The following is a 19519-nucleotide window of genomic DNA, read 5'->3' on the forward strand; positions in this document are numbered from 1 at the left end:
GGGAGGCTATATGAGTAGTCAACACAAGCTGTTGCCATCGTTGCTGGATCGATTGCTGGACGATCATCCGCATCAATCCATGGAAGCTTCATCGCAACGCTTGTGTTCGCTGGCCGATTACAAGGCCAGCATCGTTCGCGACCTGGAGGTGCTGGTCAACACGCGCCAGTCCCTGGTCGCCAACGAGCTGGAGGGTTTCGTCAATCTGGGCGGAACCATCCTCGACTACGGCATGCCGGATTTCACCAGTCGCAGCGTGCTTGATCCACAAGACCGCCTGTTGATTCAACGACAACTGGAGAAAGCGATCACCGTCGGCGATCGACGGTTTCGCAGCGTAAAAGTCCAACTGCTCGCCCAACAAACCGGCCAACGCATGCTGACCTTCCGCGTGGACGCAGTACTGCGCCTGCAGGACATCACCCGTCAGGTTTCCTTCGACGCGGTGCTGCAGGTCAACACCCAGGAATACAAAGTGCAGAACCTCAACTGATGCTCGACGATCTGCTGCCCTATTACGAAAAGGAACTGTCGCACCTGCGCTTTTTAGGGCAGGAGTTCGCGAGCCAGTACCCGAAGATTGCTTCGCGGTTGCTCATCGAGGGCGATAACTGCGAAGACCCGCATACCGAGCGCTTGATCGAAGCGTTCTCGTTCCTGTCGGCCCGCGTGCACAAAAAACTCGACGATGAGCTGCCGGAAATCGTCGAGTCGTTTCTCGAAGTGTTGTACCCGCATTACCTGCGCCCTACCCCGTCGATGTCGATCGTCGAGTTCAACATGGGCAAGCAGGAAAAGGTCACCGAAGCCTTCCGCGTCGCCCGCCACACCGAACTCAGCGCCAACCCGATTGATGGCGTGGTGTGCAAATTCCGCACTTGCTACCCGGTTGAACTGTGGCCGGTGGCAGTGCATCAAGCGTCGTTCATTGAAATGGAACGCTCAGCGTTCAACGGTCATCGCGCTGACTTGGTCGCGCGCCTGCGCATCGGCCTGACGGCGACCTCTGATGTGTTGTTCGGCAAGATGGAACTGGACAGCCTGCGTTTTTTCCTCGATGGCGAAAGCACCCTGATGCTGCAGCTCTATGAGCTGCTGTTCAACAACCTGGCCAAGGCTACGTTGTCGTTCGAGGATGAGGGGCGAACCCGCGAGATCTCGCTGCCAGCGAACGCGCTGAAAGCCGTCGGTTATGGTCGCGATGAAGGCCTGGTGGATTATTCGGAGCGCTCGTTCCTGGGTTATCGCTTGCTGCACGAGTACTTCACCTTCCCGGACAAGTTCATGTTCTTCGACCTGTCGGGTTTTGCGCGGTTGTTAGCGGGCCAGAACCTCGAGAAAATCGAGATCAACTTCTACTTTTCGGACTACGACCTGAGCGATCGCCTGGCGCGCCTGACGCAGAACATCGGGCGCAATAACTTCAAGCTCAACTGCACGCCGATCATCAATCTGTTCCGCCAACAGGCAGAGCCGATCAAGTTGACCCACGCCCAGCACGAGTATGCAGTAACGCCGGATGTGCGCCTGCAAGGCTCGGCGGAAGTGGTGTCGATCGATCGTGTGCGTCGGGTGCGCAAAGTCGGCGGTGTCGATCAGGTCAGCACCTGTCATCCGTTCTTCGAACCGCGTGGCGATCAAGGTCCCGGCCAGAGCTTCTGGATCGCACGACGTCGGCCGGTGCAGTCGCGCCAGCGTGATGGGTCGGATGTGTTTATCCGGGTGGTGGATCGCGAACTGGAGTTGATCAACTCCAGCAACGACACCTTGAGCTTGCGCCTGACCTGCAGCAATCGTGACCTGCCGTTGATGCTGCCGTTCGGCGGTGAGCGCGGAGACTTCAACATCCCCGGCAACTCGGTGATCCAGGACATCCGCTGCTTGCGCAAACCCACCGCAACCGCGCGCGTGCCGCTGGGTAACGGGGTGATCTGGCGGCTGATTTCGCACCTCTCGCTCAACCACATGTCGCTGGTGTCCCAGGGGCGCGAAGTGCTGCTGGAGCTGCTGTCGCTCTACAACTACCGCAATGTGTCGGCGCTGCGCAAACAGATCAACGGGATTGTCTCGGTCAGCAGCGAGCCGGTGGTGGCACGTATCGGCCATCCACGTCCGAACTTTGTCCGAGGCGTCGGTATCACCCTCAATTTCGATGAAAGCCAATACACCGGCAGCGGTGTGTTTTTGTTCGGCATGGTGCTCGACCACTTCTTTGGCCAGTACTGCACCATGAACAGTTTTACCCAATTAACCCTTCGCACCTTGCAGCGCGAAAAGAGAGTCGTCCAATGGCCACCGCGAACCGGCGATCAACCCCTGGTCTGATCGATCAGGCACGGGCTGAGCCGCACCGATTCGAGTTTTTCCAATTGGTGCGTTTGCTCCGTCTGCATTACAGCAGAACCGGGCGCATGGACCTGGACACTCGACCGCACGAAGACCCTTTGCGTTTTCGCTCGCAGCTGTCGCTGAACTTCCCTGCGAGTGAAGTCAGCGACTTGCAGTTTGAGCGTGAAGGCAAGGTGTCCGCGGCAGGTTTGCCCCTGTCTGAAGTGCAAGTCACGTTCATGGGACTGGTCGGGCCGTCCGGCGTGTTACCGCGTCCCTACACCGAGTTGTTGATCGAGCGGCATATCCAGCACCGAGATGATGCGGCCCACGCCTTCCTCGATATGTTCTCGCATCGCATGACCACGCTGTTCTACGAGGCCTGGCAGAAATACAAGTTCTACATCGAATACGAACGCAACGGCACCTCGGACTTCGATCGCTACCTGCTCAACCTGGTGGGCTTCGGGCCTGAGGCGCAGAAGCAGAAATTCGACAAGCAAGGCTCACCGCTGCGGCGCGAATTGTTCAGCTATTTCTCCGGCCTGTTTGCCCAGAAGCCGCGCAACTCACTGAACCTTGAAGTGATGCTGTCCTTCTATTTTTCGCTGCCATTCAAGGTCAAGCCATTTGCCGGACGCTGGCTGAAACTCGACGCCAGCCAATGCACGCAATTGGGCCGCAAAAACGCCGCGCTCGGGCAAAGCGCAGTCGCCGGTAACCGGGTCTGGGATTACCAATCGTGCGTGCGCATCGAGCTGGGTCCGCTGGACCTGGTCGACTATCAGCGCTTCCAGCCAGGCACCGTCGACTACCAGAAACTGGTGGAGCTGGTGCGGTTCTACGTCGGCGCCGAACTGGACTTCCAGTTGTCGCCCCGGCTCAAACCCGAAGCAGTCCCCGTGGCCCGCCTCGGTCGCCAGGGCAACGTTGCACTGGGCTGGCAAGGCTGGCTCAAACGTCCTGGTGTCGACGTGGAACCTTCCCGTTGTGCCCTCTTCCACATTCCTTTTGATGGGGTCTCCCTGTGAACCTGAAGTCCCTGTTTGCCAAACTGAACGACACCAGCCGCACCGCCACCGAAAGTGCCGCGGCCTTGTGCTTGTCGGAACAGCATTACGACGTCGAGATCGAGCACCTGTTATTGCAGTTGCTCGACAGCAACGACAACGACCTGCCGGCCATTCTGCGTCACTACGATGTGGTGCCGGATCGCCTGCAGGCTCAGTTGGTGACCGCGCTGGGGACCTTCAAAAAAGGCAACACTCGCACGCCTGCACTGTCGCCGCACATTACGCGAATGATCGAGCAAGCCTGGGTGCTGGCCTCTATCGAGTTCGGGCAAGGGCAGATTCGCACCGGTTATCTGTTGCAAGCATTGCTGGATGACAACGAGCTGCGCCGGGTAGTGATCGCGTCCGCCCCCGAGCTGGAAAAAATCAATGCCGACGACCTGCGGGTCAACCTCGGCGCGCTGGTCGAAGGCAGCGCCGAATCGCAGCAAGCCAAGCCGTTGGCGGGTGCGGACGTCGCTGCGCGCAGTACGGTTAAAGGCAACGGCAAGACCCCGGCTCTCGATCAATACACCATCAACCTGACGCAAAGTGCGCGCGAAGGCCGGATTGATCCAGTGCTGGGACGTGAGTTCGAGGTTCGGCAAATGGTCGACATCCTCACCCGTCGGCGCCAGAACAACCCGATCCTGACCGGTGAAGCCGGCGTCGGTAAAACCGCCGTGGTTGAAGGCCTGGCGCTGCGCATCATCCACGGAGATGTGCCGTCGGTGCTTAAAGACGTGGCCATCCACACCCTGGACCTGGGCTTGCTCCAGGCCGGTGCCGGGGTGAAAGGCGAGTTCGAAAGCCGCCTCAAGTCGGTCATCGAAGAAACCAAGCGTAGCCTGCACCCGATCATCCTGTTCATCGACGAAGCCCACACCCTGATCGGCTCCGGTGGCCAGGCCGGGCAAAACGACGCAGCCAACCTGCTCAAGCCAGCCTTGGCCCGAGGCGAATTGCGCACCATCGCGGCGACCACGTGGGCCGAGTACAAGAAGTACTTCGAGAAAGATGCCGCCCTGGCACGTCGCTTCCAGGTGGTGAAGGTCGAGGAGCCGGACGAAGACAAGGCGATCCACATGCTTCGCGGCCTGCTGGCCAAGATGCAGGATCACCACAAAGTTACGGTGATGGACGAAGCGCTGGTGCAAGCCGTGCGTTTGTCCAATCGCTACATCACCGGGCGCCAGTTGCCGGACAAGGCCGTCAGCGTATTGGACACTGCCTGTGCGCGGGTCGCCCTCGGCCAATCGTCGCAGCCGGGGCCGCTGGAAGACTGCAAAAGAACCATCGACAACCTTCAGGCTGAAATCTCGGTGCTGCAGCAAGAAGCCGCCAAAGGCAGCGACCATGCCCGGCGCCTGGCGATCCTCGACACCGAGTTACTGGCGCAACAGCAAACCCGCGATGCATTGGAGCAACAGTGGCAACGCGAACTGGAACTGGTGGAAAAACTCGGCGCGCTCAGCCATCCGGACAACCAGACACCCGATGCCCGCGAGATTGCAGCGGTACGCGCCGAGCTGACCAGCGTCCAGGGTGAACAACCGCTGGTGCACGCCCTGGTGGATGGCGGCACCATTGGCGAAGTGATCTCCGGCTGGACCGGCATCCCGTTGGGCAAAATGCTCCGCGACGAAATCGACACCGTCCAGCGCCTGCCCGCGCTGCTGGGCGAACGGGTACTGGGACAAGATCACGCCCTACAGGAAATCGGCAAGCGCATCAAGGTATCCCGCGCACGCATGGAAGACCCGAACAAGCCGATCGGGGTGTTCCTGCTGCTCGGCCCGAGCGGTGTCGGCAAGACCGAAACCGCGCTGGCCCTGGCCGACACCCTGTACGGTGGCGAACGTAACCTGATCACCATCAACATGTCCGAGTACCAGGAAGCCCACACGGTATCGAGCCTTAAGGGTTCGCCACCGGGTTACGTCGGTTATGGCGAAGGCGGCGTGCTGACCGAAGCCGTGCGGCGCAAGCCTTACAGCGTGGTGCTGCTGGATGAAGTGGAAAAAGCCCATCCGGACGTGCTCGAACTGTTTTTCCAGGTGTTCGATAAAGGTGTGCTGGATGACGGTGAAGGCCGGGAGATCAACTTCCGCAACACCGTGATCATCCTCACCTCCAACACCGGCACCGATCGCATCATGCAGTGGTGCCTGAATGCCGAGCAGCAACCGACGCCGGAAGACATCGTCGAAGGCCTGCGCGAGGAGTTGAACCAGGTGTTCAAACCGGCGTTCCTCGGCCGCCTGACCATCGTCCCGTACTACCCGGTCAAGGACGCCATTCTGGAGCGCATTGTCGCGCTCAAACTCGAACGCATCCGCAAGCGTTTCGAGCGCAACCATCAAGCCGTCCTGAACTACGACGAAGCACTGGTCAAAGCCATTGCCTCGCGTTGCACAGAAGTCGACAGCGGCGCCCGCAACATCGACAACATCCTGTCGAAAACCCTGATGCCGGAACTGGCGCAACGGGTCCTGGAGCGGATGGCGCAGGACAAGCCGATCCAGAGTTTGAACATCGCGTTGGGCAGCGACGGCGATTTCGCCTACAGCCTGTGCTGAATGAGTATTTAAAGGTAGCCATCGTGGATAACAGACATTCAAGGAAGCGCCCTGCGCAGCCGGCATTGGCAAAATGCCTGACCGCAGTGGCATTGATGATGGCGTTGACGGCCTGTGGCGTCACCGACCGTGTCAGCAAGCGGGTCGACGATACATGGGCCGGCGACATGCTGTTCGACGATAACGAGAAGGTCATCCTGACGTCGGATGGCGGTAATCAGCTCAATCCCGACGAGTCCGGCAAACCGCTGTCCGTAGTGATTCGCGTGTATCAGCTGACATCGCTGGAGCGCTTTTCGTCGATCGACGCCGACACGCTGTGGGACGACCCGCAAAAAGCCCTCGGCAATACGCTGCTCGAAAACCGTGAAATCACCTTGCTGCCGGGCATGGGCCAGGTCGACAAGTGGCCGTTGAACAAGGCCGCAGGCTACGTCGGCGTTGCCGCGTTTTTCCGCTCGGATGAAAACAGCCGCTGGAAGGTTGCGTTTGACGCCAACTCGCTGCGCAAGGATGGCATCTGGTTTTCCGCCGATGGCCTGCGGGTGTTGGTGGACAACAACACCGTTTCCGCCGTGAACGGTGTCGATGTCTTGAACAAACCCAAGACTCAGGAGCAGCTCGCCCAAGCCTCTGCCCTGCCCGACCCGTCAGCGAAGCCAACCCTCACCCAGCGTGTGCAGGACGCGGCCGTGCAACAGGCTGAAGACACGGCGACCAGCTCCGCGCAAAAAGCCACCGAGTCAAAATTAACCTCTCTATTGGAAGGCGTTCATGAGTAAGCAAAGCCGGGTGATGTGGTCGGAAGGCATGTTCCTTTTGCCACAACACTTCCAATATCAGGATGAGTTCCACCAGCATCAGTTGGCAGAGTCGACACTGCGCAACACGCCTTTCCATTGGGGTGTGCAAATGCTGCAGGTCGATGAAGAGGCGCTCGCAACCGGCTCTTTGCAGCTGAAACGGTTGAAACTGGTGTTTCCCGACGGCAGCCTGTACGACGCGCCGCAGCATGACCCGCTGCCGGCAGCGCGTGACTTGAAGGACTTGCTCAAGGGCAACGACCTGAAGGTCTACGCCGCGCTGAAACTGCCTGAGCCGTTCGGCATGAATTACGTCGAAGACGGCCAGGAACAAAAAAGCGCACGGCGGTTTCGCAAGCAGTTCGACACCTTGCCGGACCTCAACGAAGGCGACCTCGAGAACGAAATCACCAGCCTGCGCCTGAACGTGGTGATGCTGATCGACGGCGATAACCTGGATGGCTACAGCCACTGCCCGATCGCCCGGCTGTCGCGCAACAACATCGGCGGCTTCAACCTCGATGCACACTTCGTGCACCCGACCTTGCATGTCGGCACTCACGAAACCCTGACCGGTCTGGGCAAACGATTGCTCGGCGCGCTGCAATCCAAAAGCAAGGCGCTGTCGGGTCGTCGTCGCGAACGCGCGGACCAGATTGCCGAGTTCGGCTCCAGCGACGTGACCTTGTTCTGGCTGTTGAACACGGTGAACCGTGCGCACCCGGGCCTGGCGCACTTGCTCGCCCACCCGCGCCTGCACCCCGAGCGCTTGTATCTGTTTCTGGCGGAACTCGCGGGCGGCTTGCTGACGTTTTCGCTGGACACGCAACTCAACGACATCCCCGAGTATGACCATCACGACCCGGCGGCCTCACTGGTCAAGCTCGATGAAATGATTCGTGTACTGCTCGACAACGTCGTGCCTAACCAGTGCGTGATGATCAACCTGACCCAGACCAAGCCTTCGTACTGGCAGGGACAGCTGCTCGATCCGCGCCTGGCCGAGGCGGATTTCTATATTTCGGTGCACGCCGATATGCCCGGTTCCAGCCTGCTGGAACTGGTGCCGCGCGCGTTCAAGGTCGGCTCGCCGGAAGACATTGAAGTCGTGGTCAACAGCGCCATGCCCGGCGTCACGCTCAATCACTCGACCCGCTTACCGAACGCGATTCCAGTGCGACTGGACAATCACTACTTCTCCATCGAGCCCCATGGCCGGGTGTATGAACGCATGATGAGTGCCCAGGCCATCTCTTTTTACGCACCCAGCGCCTTTACCAATCTCAAGCTTGAACTGATGGCGGTACTCAAATGAACGAAGCCGTAATGCAAGGCGCCGTGGCGGCCGCAACTGAAAAACCGGTGTTGAAAGACCTGGTGCAAGACTTCATCAGCATGGCGCTGATCGTGCGCAAAGGCCGTCAAGTGACCTCGGTCATCGCTTTTGAGGCGAGCATCGATGCCTTCTTCTCGACACTGGAACGCGAAGCCCGTAACGCCAACTACAGCGTTGAACAGGTGAAGGATACGCAATACGCCCTGTGTGCGTTCCTCGACGAAAGCGTGTTGCGCTCCGGGGAAAACGACCTGCGTCGTCACTTCGAACTGCAGCCGTTGCAGTTCCGCTACTTCGGCGTGCACCTGGCGGGCGAAGGCTTTTTCGAGAAAATCGATTCGTTGCGCAGTGACGTCAAGCAAAACCTGGATGTGCTTGAGGTCTATCACCTGTGTCTGGCGCTGGGTTTCGAAGGCAAATTCAGCCTCGGTCAAAAAGACCAATTGCGCTATCTGGCCAACACCCTGGGCCAGGACATCGCGCGATACCGCAAGACGCCCAAGGCGCTCTCGCCGGATTGGGCATTGCCCGACCAGGTCTCGCAGATGCTGCGCCATGAAGTTCCCGTTTGGCTCTATCTGGCGCTCATTGCGCTGGTCTGCGTGGGTGTTTACCTGACGCTGGACTGGCTGTTGGCCAAGGACGTAGCCGCATTGTCCGAACAAATCAGCCAGCTGTTCAGTGCCTGAGCACACCTCAGGTAATCGAGTCAGGAAGACATGAAGACATTATTGCGTTTGTTGAAAAGCTTTTGGTTTGTCATCCCCGTGCTGTGGCTGGCGAGCCTGGTGGTTGGCTGGTTCGCGGCACCGCACGTGAGCTGGTTGCGTGGTTACACGCTGGAGGCGATGGCGATCATCAGCGCCTTCTATTTGCTGATCATTGTGCTGCGTCAGTACAAGCGGATCCGCGCTGAGCACAACCTTGAGAACCTGGTGCAGATCGAGGTCGATCGATCGCTTAAATCCACCGGTGAATTCCGCGACCAGCAAGTGCTGCGCGAACGGCTCAAGCACGCCATCGCGATGCTGCGCACCGACCGCTCGGCCGGTGGCGGCGGCTCGTCGGCGCTGTATGACTTGCCGTGGTACCTGGTCATCGGCATGTCCGGTGCCGGTAAAACCTCTTTGCTGACACGTTCCGGCCTGTCCGCGAGCATCGCCAACAGCGCCAATGACACACAAAGCGGTACGCAACATTGCGACTGGTACTTCAGCCCTGAGGCCGTGATGATCGACACGGCCGGTCGCTACCTGCGGGACGACCAGTCGGCCAGCGAATTCGCCGCGTTCCTGCGGATGCTGAAAAAGCAACGCAACAAAGCCGCCGTCAACGGCCTGGTGCTGGTGGTGAGCCTGCCTGAACTGCTGGCCGCCAGCGCCACCGAGCGCAACGAGCTCGCCGCGCAACTGGTGTCACGCATCGAGGAATACACCGACTGCCTGGACGCCAACCCGCCGATCTACCTGATGTTGAGCAAGACCGATCAACTGCCGGGTTTCAGCCAGGCTTTTGAAGGCCTGGACCTGAACGAACGTCAGCAACCGCTGGGCATGACCTTCGGTTTGTCGGAAATCCGCAACCAGGGTTTGCGCCCGGTGCTGGATGCCAAGCTGGCCAACCTGCACAGTCATATTCGCCGTCACGTCGACGCGCAGATGATTGCGTTGGGCGCCGATGCCAACAGCGCGCTGCTGAACTTCCCGAACTATTTTTCCGAACTGTCGGTGGTGCTCGAACAGTTTCTCCAGCACTTCGCCCAGACCGGTCATTCGGGTACGCAACTGTTGCTGCGTGGCCTGTATTTCACCAGTGCCCTGCAGACCGATCAGCAACTGAGCCAAGTGTATGAAGATGATCTCGCCGAGTCGTTTTCGCTGCTGCCGGAAGTCGAGCACGAAAAGCACACGCCAAGCAGCGGCAAAAAAATCAGTGACCGCAGCTATTTCATTACCGATACGTTCCGCCGTGTGATTTTCCCGGACCGCGACCTGACGCTTTACCAGTCGCGTTCCGGACACAATAAATCCTTCAGCCCGGCCTTGTTGGGCGTGGCCGTGCTCGCCGCACTGGTGTTCATTGGCTGGCAAACCCTGTCCTTCCAGAACAACCGTCAGTGGCTGGCCGCATTGCGCGAGCAACTCAACGAGCTGCAGCAATCACCGGAGCGCGCCGAGTTGCTGGCCTCGGGCCAAGGCCTGGAACTGCTCCGCGATCAACTCGCCGCCATCGAGAAGTACCGTGCCAAAGGTGTACCGCTGCAACTCAGCGCTGGCCTCTATCGGGGTGACGACATCTACCGCGTCGCACAGACTGCTTATTTGCAGCAGTTGCGTACTCAGGCGCTCGAACCGATCACCCTGCAACTTCAATTGCAGATGCGCGCCTTCAATGAGTTCGCAAAAACCATGGACCCGCAGAACAGCTTCGCGGCGGCGCCCGCCAAGGCCGGCAGTCCGTCAGCCAAGGCGCGCGCGCAAGGGCTGAAACTGCCAACCCGCTTGAGCAGCGTTCCGCGCAGCGCCGGGGATGTCACCAGTCGTTTGAGCGCTGCGGCCAAGGGTTCCGCGAACAAGGTGCGCGGGGATGCGTTGACCGCACTGCGTAATCCGGCCACGGCGAGCGACGCCGCAGAACTGTCGGCGACCACCGGCGGGCTCTCGTTGTCCGAGGAAATGCTCGGTCGACTGGATGAGCGCCAGGTCGCCTCCATCATCGAGTCCTATAACGCGCTGAAGCTCTACTTGATGCTGACGCAACCTGAAACCCATCCTGAGCCAGAGTTCGTCGGCGCGGCGTTGCCGGTTGCCTGGGCCAACACCGCCAATACCGACAACCCGGTCAGCACAGCAGTTATTCAGGACAACTCGCCGGTCTACGTGCAACTGCTGAAAAATGGCCAGGCGCCGTCCCTGCCACGTAACGAGCAATTGATCAGCGAAACCCGCAATAGCTTGAAGTCGTTCATGATTTCCAGCTCGCTGGTGGACCGTGAATATCTGCGCCTGCAACTGGAGTCCAGCCGCCAGTTCCCGGCCGTGGGCCTGAGCGATCTGGTGCCGCTGCCAGGGCGTCAGCTGTTGTACGGCAGCGAAGCGGTGCCGGCGATTTTCACCCGTCAAGGTTGGGAGCAGTTTGTGAAGCCTGAGCTGATCAAACTGCTGTCGGGCAACCTGCAAAACGAATCGGACTGGGTGCTCGATGGCGAAGGCGGCGACAGCCTTGTGCAGAAAGCCAACTTCATCCGTGAGTTCATGACGCGTTACAAACGCGACTACACCCAAGCCTGGTACACCCTGATCGACAGCGTCGGTGTTCGCCATTTCACTGACATGGCCAACGCGACCCAACAACTGTCGCTGCTAAGCGACGTGCAGAACTCGCCGGTGAAAAACCTGCTGGCAGCGGTCAACGACAACACCCAATGGGATGTGCCTGCACTGCGTGAAACGCAGCAACCGGGGATCAAGCACGATGACGGTTTCTGGGGCAAAGTCACGGGGATTTTCGATGGGCAGGACACCTCGCCCAATGCACTGATTTCGCCGTTGCCTGCGGTAGACGACGGCAGCCTGGCCAAGCGCTTCGAGCCGGTGTCGCGGGTCTTCGCCGTGCAAAACGCCGAGGGCGCCGACAGCACGATCATGGATCGCTACCTGGCGGCGTTGCGCAAACTCAAAGTGCGGATGAACAACATCCAGCGCTCTCAAGACGTCGGCAAAAGCAGCAAGCAACTGATCAGCGAAACGCTGGAAGGTCAGCCGAGCGAAGTCACCAGCGTGCGCAACTACGTGGAGACCACCGTCGACACCAGTCAGGGCGGCCTGTCGACTTCGCTACAAGGCCTGTTCAGTTTGCCGATTCAGTTCGCCTGGGAAACCCTGCGCGATCCGGCCGGCGAGCAGATCGCCAAGGCCTGGGCACAACAGATCGCCAAGCCTTGGGAACAAGTCATGGCGCACCGTTACCCGATCGCGGCAGAAAGTCGCAATGAAGCCTCGGTCAAGGACCTGCAGCGTTTCGTCGACCCGGAATCCGGCTTGCTGCCGAACTTCAAGCGCAACGAAATCGGCAATCTGTCCGGGGGCGAAGGCCTCGGCATGAGCAGCGCCAGCAAAGCAACGCCGTTGGTCAATCCGAACATGGTCAACAGCATCGACAAGGCCAGCTCACTGGGCCAGGTCATTGCCAGCCTGTCGGACCGGGAAAACGGTTTTGAGATCATGCTGGAGCCAGCGGCCTGGTTCACCGACATCATCTTCACCCTGGACGGGCAGGTGCAGCACTATCGCAACGGTAAGACCAGCTGGAGCCGCTTCTCCTGGCCGGGCACCACCACCGCACCGGGTGCGCGCATGGACGTGATCACGCTGAGCGGCGAACGCATCACTGTGTTCGATTACCCCGGTCGCTGGGGCCTGTTGCGCATGAATGACAGCGCCCGCGTCAGCGATCTGGATGGTATCCAGCAACGTTTCAGCTGGAACACCGCCAGTGGCCAGGTCAGCCTCGCCGTGCGCAACTACGGTGGCGTCAAGCTGACCGACCTGGCGAACGTCAAGGCACTGAGTGCACTCAACGCCAGCGGCGGACGGGTCCAGTGAGCACGCTCGCCTTGAATCAGGGACACGGCCAATGATTGGCTGTTTCGGAAAAGTGCCCGCGAGCCCGGACTTCGTCAGCCTGCACGGTGCAGCCGACGACGTCTGCGAGTTCGATGCCTGGCTGCAAGGCGCATTGGCCGCCCTGCAGCCTCTTGAGGACTGGCGAGCGTTGTTCGACGCGTTACCGGTGTGCTTTTTCAGCTACCGCGCACGCAGTGGCAACTGGTTGGTCGGCGGCTTGATCAGCTCGAGGGATTCCAGCCAGCGGCGTTATCCGTTTTTCATTTTTCAAACGGTCAAAGCCAGCGACTCCGGGACGTTGGTCAATCCTTTCACCCTGAGCGAACTGTTCAGCGGGCAGATCAGGCCGTTGCTGCACATGGCCACCCAGGGCGAAAGTACGTCCGTGCTGTTCGACCGCATCAAGGCCTTGCGCCCGTTGCAAGGTCAGGATTTCGAGTTGTTCCGGCGCGTGCATGACAAGTTCCTGGTGAACTTCAACCTGCGCGACATCGCCACCGCGCTGGAAGGCGCTTACCCGGAATTCGTCACCAATGCCGTACTGACCCGGCTGCTGGCGTTCAAAAGCCATCTGCATCAGCCAACGCCGATGGGGATTTCCCTGCCCTTGCCGGCGGAAAGAGGTTTGAAAAATCCGACCGCCGATTTGTGGATCACCTGGTTGGCGCGAATGACCGCAGGCAATGGCGTGCCGCAGGTCAGTCTGTTGGCAGACGACTTTATGCGCCCCCGGCTGATCTGCTTCCCGTCACGAAACAACAGCGATGCCTATCGTGTGCTGACCAGTAGCGCAAACCGCTTGCAGAGCCATGACGTGCTGGCGTCATTCGATGCATTTGATGAGCACCACCCAAAACACGCCTTTCCGGAAATCGACCGCCCTCTTGATGACGTTATCGACCGTTGTGTCGACGCGCTGGATTTGAAGTCCGTATGAACAAGATCAAGTATTACTTCTTGCGCTTCCAACCCTACATTCTGGGGGTTTGTTTTTTCCTCACCATTTTCGTGGTGTGGAGCATTGGTCGTGCGTTTGACTTCAGCTCGCTGAACAGCCTGCTGACCGGCATCGGCGTGTTCCTGCTGCTCTCGGCTGGTTACGTGCTGCTGCTTTATCGGGGCGTGTCGCGTCACCACAACCTTGAAGGGCTGCTGCGCGACGACGCCGATCAAGCGGTGCTCAACGCCAGCCCGGCGGACCGCGAAGAAGTCAGCCTGTTGCGCGAGCGCCTGTTGCAGAGCATCGAGCGGCTGCACAGCAACAAGCCGCGGGGGAGCAATCCCAAGGATGCGCTGTATGCCCTGCCCTGGTACCTGGTGATCGGCCAGCCGGCAGCCGGCAAAAGTACGATGCTCTATCAATCGGGCCTCAACTTCCCGTATGCGGAGCGTGAAGGTGCGCGTGTCGCCGGCCTGGGCGGCACCCGCAACTGCGACTGGTTTTTCAGTTCCGAAGCCGTCCTGCTGGATACCGCCGGTCGCTACATGAACAACCAGGAAGAGGCCGGCAAATGGCGGGCCTTTTTGCAACTGTTGCGTCAGCACCGCCAGCGTCGGCCGCTCAACGGCTTGATCGTTACCGTCAGCATTCACGACATTCTGCAAACGTCGCTCGAAGACCAGGAGCGTATTGCCAAGCGCCTGCGCGAACGCATCCAGGAAACCCATGCGCTGCTGGAAGTGCGCCTGCCGGTCTACCTGGTGTTCACCAAGTGTGACCTGGTGCCGGGTTTTACCCCGTTCTATCGCCAACTGGATGACGTTGCCCGCGGCGAAGTCATGGGCAAGACGTTTTCCCATAAAGGGTACGAACAGGCCGACTGGGGCCGTCAATTCGGCGTGGCGATGGACGAGTTGGTCAACTATTGGCAGCAGGTGGCGAGTCAACAACTGGTCATGCAGGACATTCAGATCACCCGCCAGGATTCAGCGGTGTATCGCTTTCCACTGGAACTGGCGGCGCTGAAGCCGAGACTGCAGTTGTTCGTCGATGCGCTGTTGCGCGCCAACCCGTACCAAAAGGCTGAACTGCTGCGCGGCTTCTATTTCACCAGTGCACTCGACGCCGACCAGCCGGAAATGGGTGGGCACACGCGCCAGGTCACCGAGCGTTTCTCACTGGACAGTGATCAAGAGATCGCCGGCGGCGATGCGCAACCGCGTCCGCTATTCATCAACAGCCTGTTCCGCAAAGTCATCATTCCCGACCAGCATCTGGTGGCGCTGTACACCACCAACCATCGCGAACGCCGGCGCAAGGCGGCGTGGATTGGTGGTGCCGGGCTGGTCGCGGTGCTGCTGTGCAGCTTGCTGGGCTGGTCCTATGTGAACAACAAAAACACCGTGCAGACTATGTCCACGGAACTGGCCCAGGCGGCCAAAGCCGACGCTTCGGCGACAGGGCAATACACCGACTGGCAAACGCTGGATCGCATGCGCTTCTGGACCGCCCATTACTACGCGCAGCACCACGATGAAGGTGTGCCGTTGCGAATGCGCCTGGGGCTTTACCAAGGCTACAAAGTCGAGCCGCTGGTGCGCAGTCAGTATTTCAGGCGGCTGGAAAGCGTGATGCTCAAGCCGACCGCCGACAACCTGACCCGCTCGCTGTACCTGTTGACCACCCTCAAGGTGTATCAGCGCAACAGCAAGGAACTGCTGCCCGTGACCGGCGTGGACAGTGTCGAACCCAAGGCGCTGCCTGACGACAACCGGGCGCAGTCCATCGCGGCGTTCGGCAAGACCACGCTGGACACCTACGTCATGCTCTCGCGTGCCCAACGCGAAAAGGCTGATCCGGCGATCCTGAAAGCGAAAATGCCAGATTACTGGTACCCGGCGATTGCCCGCCAGACCGGCAAAACCATCGGTGCTTCGAATGACGGTTCGGCCTCGAATCAGGATTACGAGTTTGCCAGCCGGCAGATCAATTTCTACAGCGACCAGATCCACGAGGAAGACGTGCCTCGGATCCTCGATAACGCGTTCCTGACCTCCAGTTCGCGTAACTACATCAACAGTTTGCTCACGCAATCGTTGCGCTCGATCGAGACCATCACCCTGGAATCGGACACCTTGTTCGCCTTTGGCCGTGCCGACTTCCAGAGCCTGAAAACCGAAGGTCAGGGCCAGTTGAGCGCCATCGCCGGCAAGCTGTTGAGCACGCCTGACATCGGCAAAATCATCATCTCCGGGCACGCCGATCAACTGGGCGAGCCACAGGGCAACCTGCAGGTTTCCCGGCAGCGCGCACAAACCATCAAGACCTACCTAGTGGGCAAAGGCGTGCCGGGTGAACTGGTAGAAGCCGTCGGCGAAGGCAGCACCAAGCCCTTGGTCAAATGCAACATGCAGCAACCAAGAGCCCAACTTATTCAGTGCCTGGAACCTAACCGGCGCGTGGAAATCGAAGTACGGGCGCTCAACTGAGACGGCCGCGCTTCTGAAAGGAAACCGCTGCCTGGGCCCGCTTGAAGTTCGGCCCAGGCCGGTAAGACACCTCTCTTGATCGTTCAAAGGGGTTAAAAACGAAGGGTTCGTGATCTGTCCGCAGGTTGTTACAGCCCTTTAAATGAAGGTAAGGAGAAATTAGAAATGGCATTTGACGCATACATTCAGATCGAAGGCATTCCAGGTGAAGTGCTCGACGACAAGCACAAGGACTGGATCGAAGTGCTGGGCTACGAGTACGGTGCAACTCAGGCGACTTCCGCAACAGCAAGCTCTTCGGGCGGTGCTTCGTCGGAGCGTGTGTCGTTGAGCGATTTCAGCATCCGCAAAGCCGTTGACAAGGCTTCTGCCAAGCTGTTCGAAGCCTGCTGCAAAGGCACTCACATCGCCAAGATCCAGCTGAACGTCAACCGCGCGGGCGGTGACAAGGTTACTTACCTGACCATCAACCTGGAAGAAGTCGTAGTCTCCTCCGTCAAGGCTGTCGCTGGCGGCAGTCAGGGCGGTGAAGACAAAGCGGTCAGCGATCTGCCGATTGAAGAAATCAGCTTCAACTTCGCGCGCATCAAGACTACCTACACCCAACAAAGCCGTGCCGATGGCCAGGGCGGCGGTAACGTCACCGGTGGTTGGGATCGCACGGCGAACAAAGTTTTCGCTTAAGCCCGTAGCGATAGCGGACCGCGCACGCAGTCCGCATTCAGCACCGTGCCTGCCAAACAGGCGCGGTGTTCTTTTATTTTGATCAGAGTTGCCTATGTCTGAATTTCTCAACGACCTTTCGCTGGCCGAACTGACAGCGCCCATCAATGAGGGGAGCGGTGAAGACTTGAGCTTTTCCACCTTGTTCGATCAGGTGAAGGAAGCTCGTCGAGCAGACCCCGATTACCTTACCCAAGGTGACTGGCAAACCGATCTCAAGGCTTCCGATTGGGATCTGACCATTGCCTTGGCGGCACAAGGCCTGGCTCGACAGAGCAAAGACTTGATGCTGGTCGCCTGGCTCAGTGAAGGCCTGGCGCACAAGTACCATTTTGTTGGTATTACCTTCGGCCTGACGCTGGCCGAGCGCATTCTGCAAACCTTCTGGGCGGATCTCTTTCCCTCCTTGGAGGACGGCGTCGATGAACGCGCCGCACGCCTGGCGTGGATGAAAACCTCGCTGGCGGACATCGTCGGCTCATTGCCGATCACCCAGGGGCAATATTACGGTCTGCTTCGCTATGACGAATCCAGGCACATCGAAAACCTGGCGCTGCAAAACCCTCAGGCGATGCGGGCCGCCCTCGACGAAGGCAAGATCAACGCGGAAGTCTTCCAGCGTTCGGTGGTGCTGACCGACTCGGATCATCTGCGCCTCAAGGCCGGCGAGATAGCCGCCTGCCTGAAAGCCTGCCAGCAGCTTCAGAGCACCGCAGACAGGCACTTTGGCCCTGAAGCACCGAGCTTTGCTGGGCTCAATGACATTCTGTTCCGCGCAGGACAACTGGCGGAAAAACTGCTCAAGGACCGGGGCATCGAACTGACCCCGGCCCCTGTCGCGCCGGCTCCGGCCATCCCTGAAAGCACTGGCGAACAACCCGCAGGTTCCGCAATGACCCAGCCTGAACAAAGTCTTTCAAGCACACCGCTTCGAACCACCCCGCAGACCCGCGATGAAGCGTTCACCCTGCTGGCGGGCATCGCCCAGTTCTTCAAACAGACCGAGCCCCAAAGCCCCGTCCCTTATCTGATCGAACGAGCGATCAAATGGGGCAACATGCCGCTCGAGGGTTGGCTGAACGATGTGATCAAAGACAGCAATGTGGTGGACAGCATCCGCGATGTGCTGGGGACCAAGGAAGCGAAGTCCTGACATACCGCCTTCAAGCCCTGAGGCCTTTCGTCAACACAATGGAAGGCGCTCAAGCTTCCCGACTCAAGCACCAGTTCTACCGCTACCAGCGAAGACCACGATCCGGGATGGTAAAGACGGCTGCTGACCCACTGGCCGACTCGCTCACAAGGCACGTAACCTTGGCTATCGCAGTTTCGCGTCAATGACTTCGGTGAAACCTGCGATCTGCATGGTGTCGGCGATTTTGTTGTTGCTTTGGTTCGGCGTGACCCGGGTGACACGAATCAGCCAACCGCTGGTTGCCACCGGCAGATCGATGCGCCGATTGCGTTCGTAGGTACTGGTGGTCTTACCGTCCACGGCCTCGCCCAGCACCTGCTGATAGGCGCCTCCGTCGGTGGCCAGTTCGACCTTGTACTCGATCCGGTAGCCATTCACGTTGCCGCTGGCATCGACCGACTGAAGAGCTGGCCAGGCGAAGCGCAGGCGCACCGCCGACAACTCCGTGTTGCTGATCGCTCGCACCCAGGGCATGCCACTGCGCAGCTCAATGCCCAAGGTGGTCTCATTCTCTACCGAGGGAATGCCCTGAATGTAACTTTGCTCGACGGAGCCGTTGCGGTACTCCCACTTCACGTTCGGGAAGTTCATGTTGCCCTGGCCGAGTGATGAAGCTGGGCGGCACCATTGCCGAGCCAGGTGAAGTCGTCCCGGTCCACCAGCAGTTCCTGGTGCCCGATCCGAAACGCCGTGGGCAGACCTGGGCAACGTTTGTTGCCGAGCTGCAGCACTTGGGCTATGTCGTCGATTGGCGCGTAATCAAAGCTTGCGACTTCGGCGCGCCGACCAGCCGGGAACGGCTGTTCATGATCGCCCGCTGTGATGGCGAGCCGGTTGTCTGGCCAGCGCCTACCCACGCAAAGCACCCCGTCAAAGGTCAGCAAAAGTGGCGCACCGCCGCCGAGTGCATCGACTGGACGATCCCGAGCAAAAGCATCTTCGACCGGCCCAAGCCGCTGGCACCCGCCACCCTGCGCCGAATCGCCAAGGGCATGAAGAAGTTCGTCATCGGTGCCGCCGACCCGTTCATTGTGCCAATTGCGAACTGGTCCGGCGAAAGTGTTCAGTCAGCGCACGACACGCTGCGCACCGTTACCTCTTGGCCGCGCGGCGGCTCGTTCGCCATGGCCAGCCCGATCATCGCCCCAGCCAGCAGGTGCACATGTGCGGGAACAGCGTCAGCCCGCCGCCAATGGCAGCATTGGCTCGCGCCAACGACCCGTGGAGAGCAATAGAAAGGCAGGCGGCCGCCGCTTAATCCCATACCCCAGAACCGCAAAACCCCCTCCATTGCTGGAAGGGGTTTTGTGGAGAGGATGGGATTCGAACCCATGGAACGGTTACCCATTCGCCGACTTATTAGGACGGTGCAATCGGCCACTCTGCCACCTCTGGAAAGCTTTTGCTTTCCGCAGGAGGCTGAGCGGCAGGAAATTTAACTCACCGTCA

Annotated in this window: 12 protein-coding genes, 1 tRNA gene and 2 pseudogenes; 13 read left to right on the top strand and 2 right to left on the bottom strand. The window is 59.6% G+C overall.

The genetic code is table 11. The features are described 5' to 3' along the window. Positions 1 to 10: 10 nt before the first annotated feature. From tssE to tssA, 12 genes are all read left to right on the top strand, one after another. Complete coding sequence (gene tssE / locus FQ192_RS11890) at positions 11 to 493, top strand: type VI secretion system baseplate subunit TssE (protein WP_149658793.1); 483 nt, start codon at positions 11 to 13, stop codon at positions 491 to 493. After that, positions 493 to 2325 (top strand): type VI secretion system baseplate subunit TssF, encoded by a 1833-nt coding sequence (gene tssF / locus FQ192_RS11895; protein ID WP_149658794.1) that lies wholly within the window; start codon positions 493 to 495, stop codon positions 2323 to 2325. The genes tssE and tssF overlap by 1 nt, the downstream gene beginning before the upstream one ends. Then, on the top strand, positions 2289 to 3359 hold the full coding sequence (tssG, locus tag FQ192_RS11900) for a type VI secretion system baseplate subunit TssG (RefSeq protein WP_149658795.1): 1071 nt from the start codon (positions 2289 to 2291) through the stop codon (positions 3357 to 3359). The genes tssF and tssG overlap by 37 nt, the downstream gene beginning before the upstream one ends. Beyond that, positions 3356 to 5959 carry a type VI secretion system ATPase TssH gene (gene tssH / locus FQ192_RS11905; protein ID WP_149658796.1) on the top strand — a complete coding sequence of 868 codons (2604 nt, stop codon included), beginning with the start codon at positions 3356 to 3358 and terminating at the stop codon, positions 5957 to 5959. The genes tssG and tssH overlap by 4 nt, the downstream gene beginning before the upstream one ends. Before the next feature lie 23 nt (positions 5960 to 5982). Continuing rightward, complete coding sequence (gene tssJ / locus FQ192_RS11910; RefSeq protein ID WP_149658797.1) at positions 5983 to 6741, top strand: type VI secretion system lipoprotein TssJ; 759 nt, start codon at positions 5983 to 5985, stop codon at positions 6739 to 6741. Continuing rightward, a complete protein-coding gene (gene tssK, locus FQ192_RS11915) occupies positions 6734 to 8077 on the top strand; it encodes a type VI secretion system baseplate subunit TssK (RefSeq protein ID WP_149658798.1) in 1344 nt (447 codons plus the stop codon). The genes tssJ and tssK overlap by 8 nt, the downstream gene beginning before the upstream one ends. Beyond that, positions 8074 to 8787 (top strand): type IVB secretion system protein IcmH/DotU, encoded by a 714-nt coding sequence (gene icmH / locus FQ192_RS11920; protein WP_149658799.1) that lies wholly within the window; start codon positions 8074 to 8076, stop codon positions 8785 to 8787. Before tssK ends, icmH begins: the two co-directional genes overlap by 4 nt. Before the next feature lie 30 nt (positions 8788 to 8817). Further along, entirely contained in the window at positions 8818 to 12702 is a 3885-nt protein-coding gene (locus FQ192_RS11925) for a type VI secretion protein IcmF/TssM N-terminal domain-containing protein (RefSeq protein WP_149658800.1), read from the top strand. Between the two features lie 31 nt (positions 12703 to 12733). Next, entirely contained in the window at positions 12734 to 13660 is a 927-nt protein-coding gene (gene tagF / locus FQ192_RS11930; RefSeq protein WP_149658801.1) for a type VI secretion system-associated protein TagF, read from the top strand. After that, on the top strand, positions 13657 to 16152 hold the full coding sequence (tssM, locus tag FQ192_RS11935; protein WP_149658802.1) for a type VI secretion system membrane subunit TssM: 2496 nt from the start codon (positions 13657 to 13659) through the stop codon (positions 16150 to 16152). Before tagF ends, tssM begins: the two co-directional genes overlap by 4 nt. A 165-nt stretch (positions 16153 to 16317) precedes the next feature. Next, on the top strand, positions 16318 to 16836 hold the full coding sequence (locus FQ192_RS11940; protein WP_059404755.1) for a type VI secretion system tube protein Hcp: 519 nt from the start codon (positions 16318 to 16320) through the stop codon (positions 16834 to 16836). A gap of 94 nt (positions 16837 to 16930) precedes the next feature. Beyond that, entirely contained in the window at positions 16931 to 18028 is a 1098-nt protein-coding gene (gene tssA, locus FQ192_RS11945) for a type VI secretion system protein TssA (protein WP_149658803.1), read from the top strand. Between the two features lie 168 nt (positions 18029 to 18196). Here tssA and FQ192_RS11950 read toward each other — a convergent pair. Next, positions 18197 to 18670, bottom strand: a pseudogene (locus FQ192_RS11950) (host specificity protein); the annotation flags it as partial. Here FQ192_RS11950 and FQ192_RS11955 point away from each other — a divergent pair. Then, positions 18670 to 19224: pseudogene (locus tag FQ192_RS11955) on the top strand (DNA cytosine methyltransferase); the annotation flags it as partial. The pseudogenes FQ192_RS11950 and FQ192_RS11955 overlap by 1 nt on opposite strands. A 154-nt stretch (positions 19225 to 19378) precedes the next feature. Here the strand turns inward: FQ192_RS11955 and FQ192_RS11960 are convergent. Then, positions 19379 to 19463, bottom strand: a tRNA-Ile gene (locus FQ192_RS11960). Positions 19464 to 19519: the final 56 nt, after the last annotated feature.

The organism is Pseudomonas sp. ANT_J12, from assembly GCF_008370045.1.
Taxonomy (GTDB): domain Bacteria; phylum Pseudomonadota; class Gammaproteobacteria; order Pseudomonadales; family Pseudomonadaceae; genus Aquipseudomonas.

Bases quoted from the DNA above. Each gene is read 5' to 3' on its own strand.
- tssE (WP_149658793.1), top strand. From the start codon at position 11: ATGAGTAGTCAACACAAGCTGTTGCCATCGTTGCTGGATCGATTGCTG.
- tssF (WP_149658794.1), top strand. From the start codon at position 493: ATGCTCGACGATCTGCTGCCCTATTACGAAAAGGAACTGTCGCACCTG.
- tssG (WP_149658795.1), top strand. From the start codon at position 2,289: ATGGCCACCGCGAACCGGCGATCAACCCCTGGTCTGATCGATCAGGCA.
- tssK (WP_149658798.1), top strand. From the start codon at position 6,734: ATGAGTAAGCAAAGCCGGGTGATGTGGTCGGAAGGCATGTTCCTTTTG.
- icmH (WP_149658799.1), top strand. From the start codon at position 8,074: ATGAACGAAGCCGTAATGCAAGGCGCCGTGGCGGCCGCAACTGAAAAA.
- FQ192_RS11925 (WP_149658800.1), top strand. From the start codon at position 8,818: ATGAAGACATTATTGCGTTTGTTGAAAAGCTTTTGGTTTGTCATCCCC.
- tagF (WP_149658801.1), top strand. From the start codon at position 12,734: ATGATTGGCTGTTTCGGAAAAGTGCCCGCGAGCCCGGACTTCGTCAGC.
- tssM (WP_149658802.1), top strand. From the start codon at position 13,657: ATGAACAAGATCAAGTATTACTTCTTGCGCTTCCAACCCTACATTCTG.
- FQ192_RS11940 (WP_059404755.1), top strand. From the start codon at position 16,318: ATGGCATTTGACGCATACATTCAGATCGAAGGCATTCCAGGTGAAGTG.
- tssA (WP_149658803.1), top strand. From the start codon at position 16,931: ATGTCTGAATTTCTCAACGACCTTTCGCTGGCCGAACTGACAGCGCCC.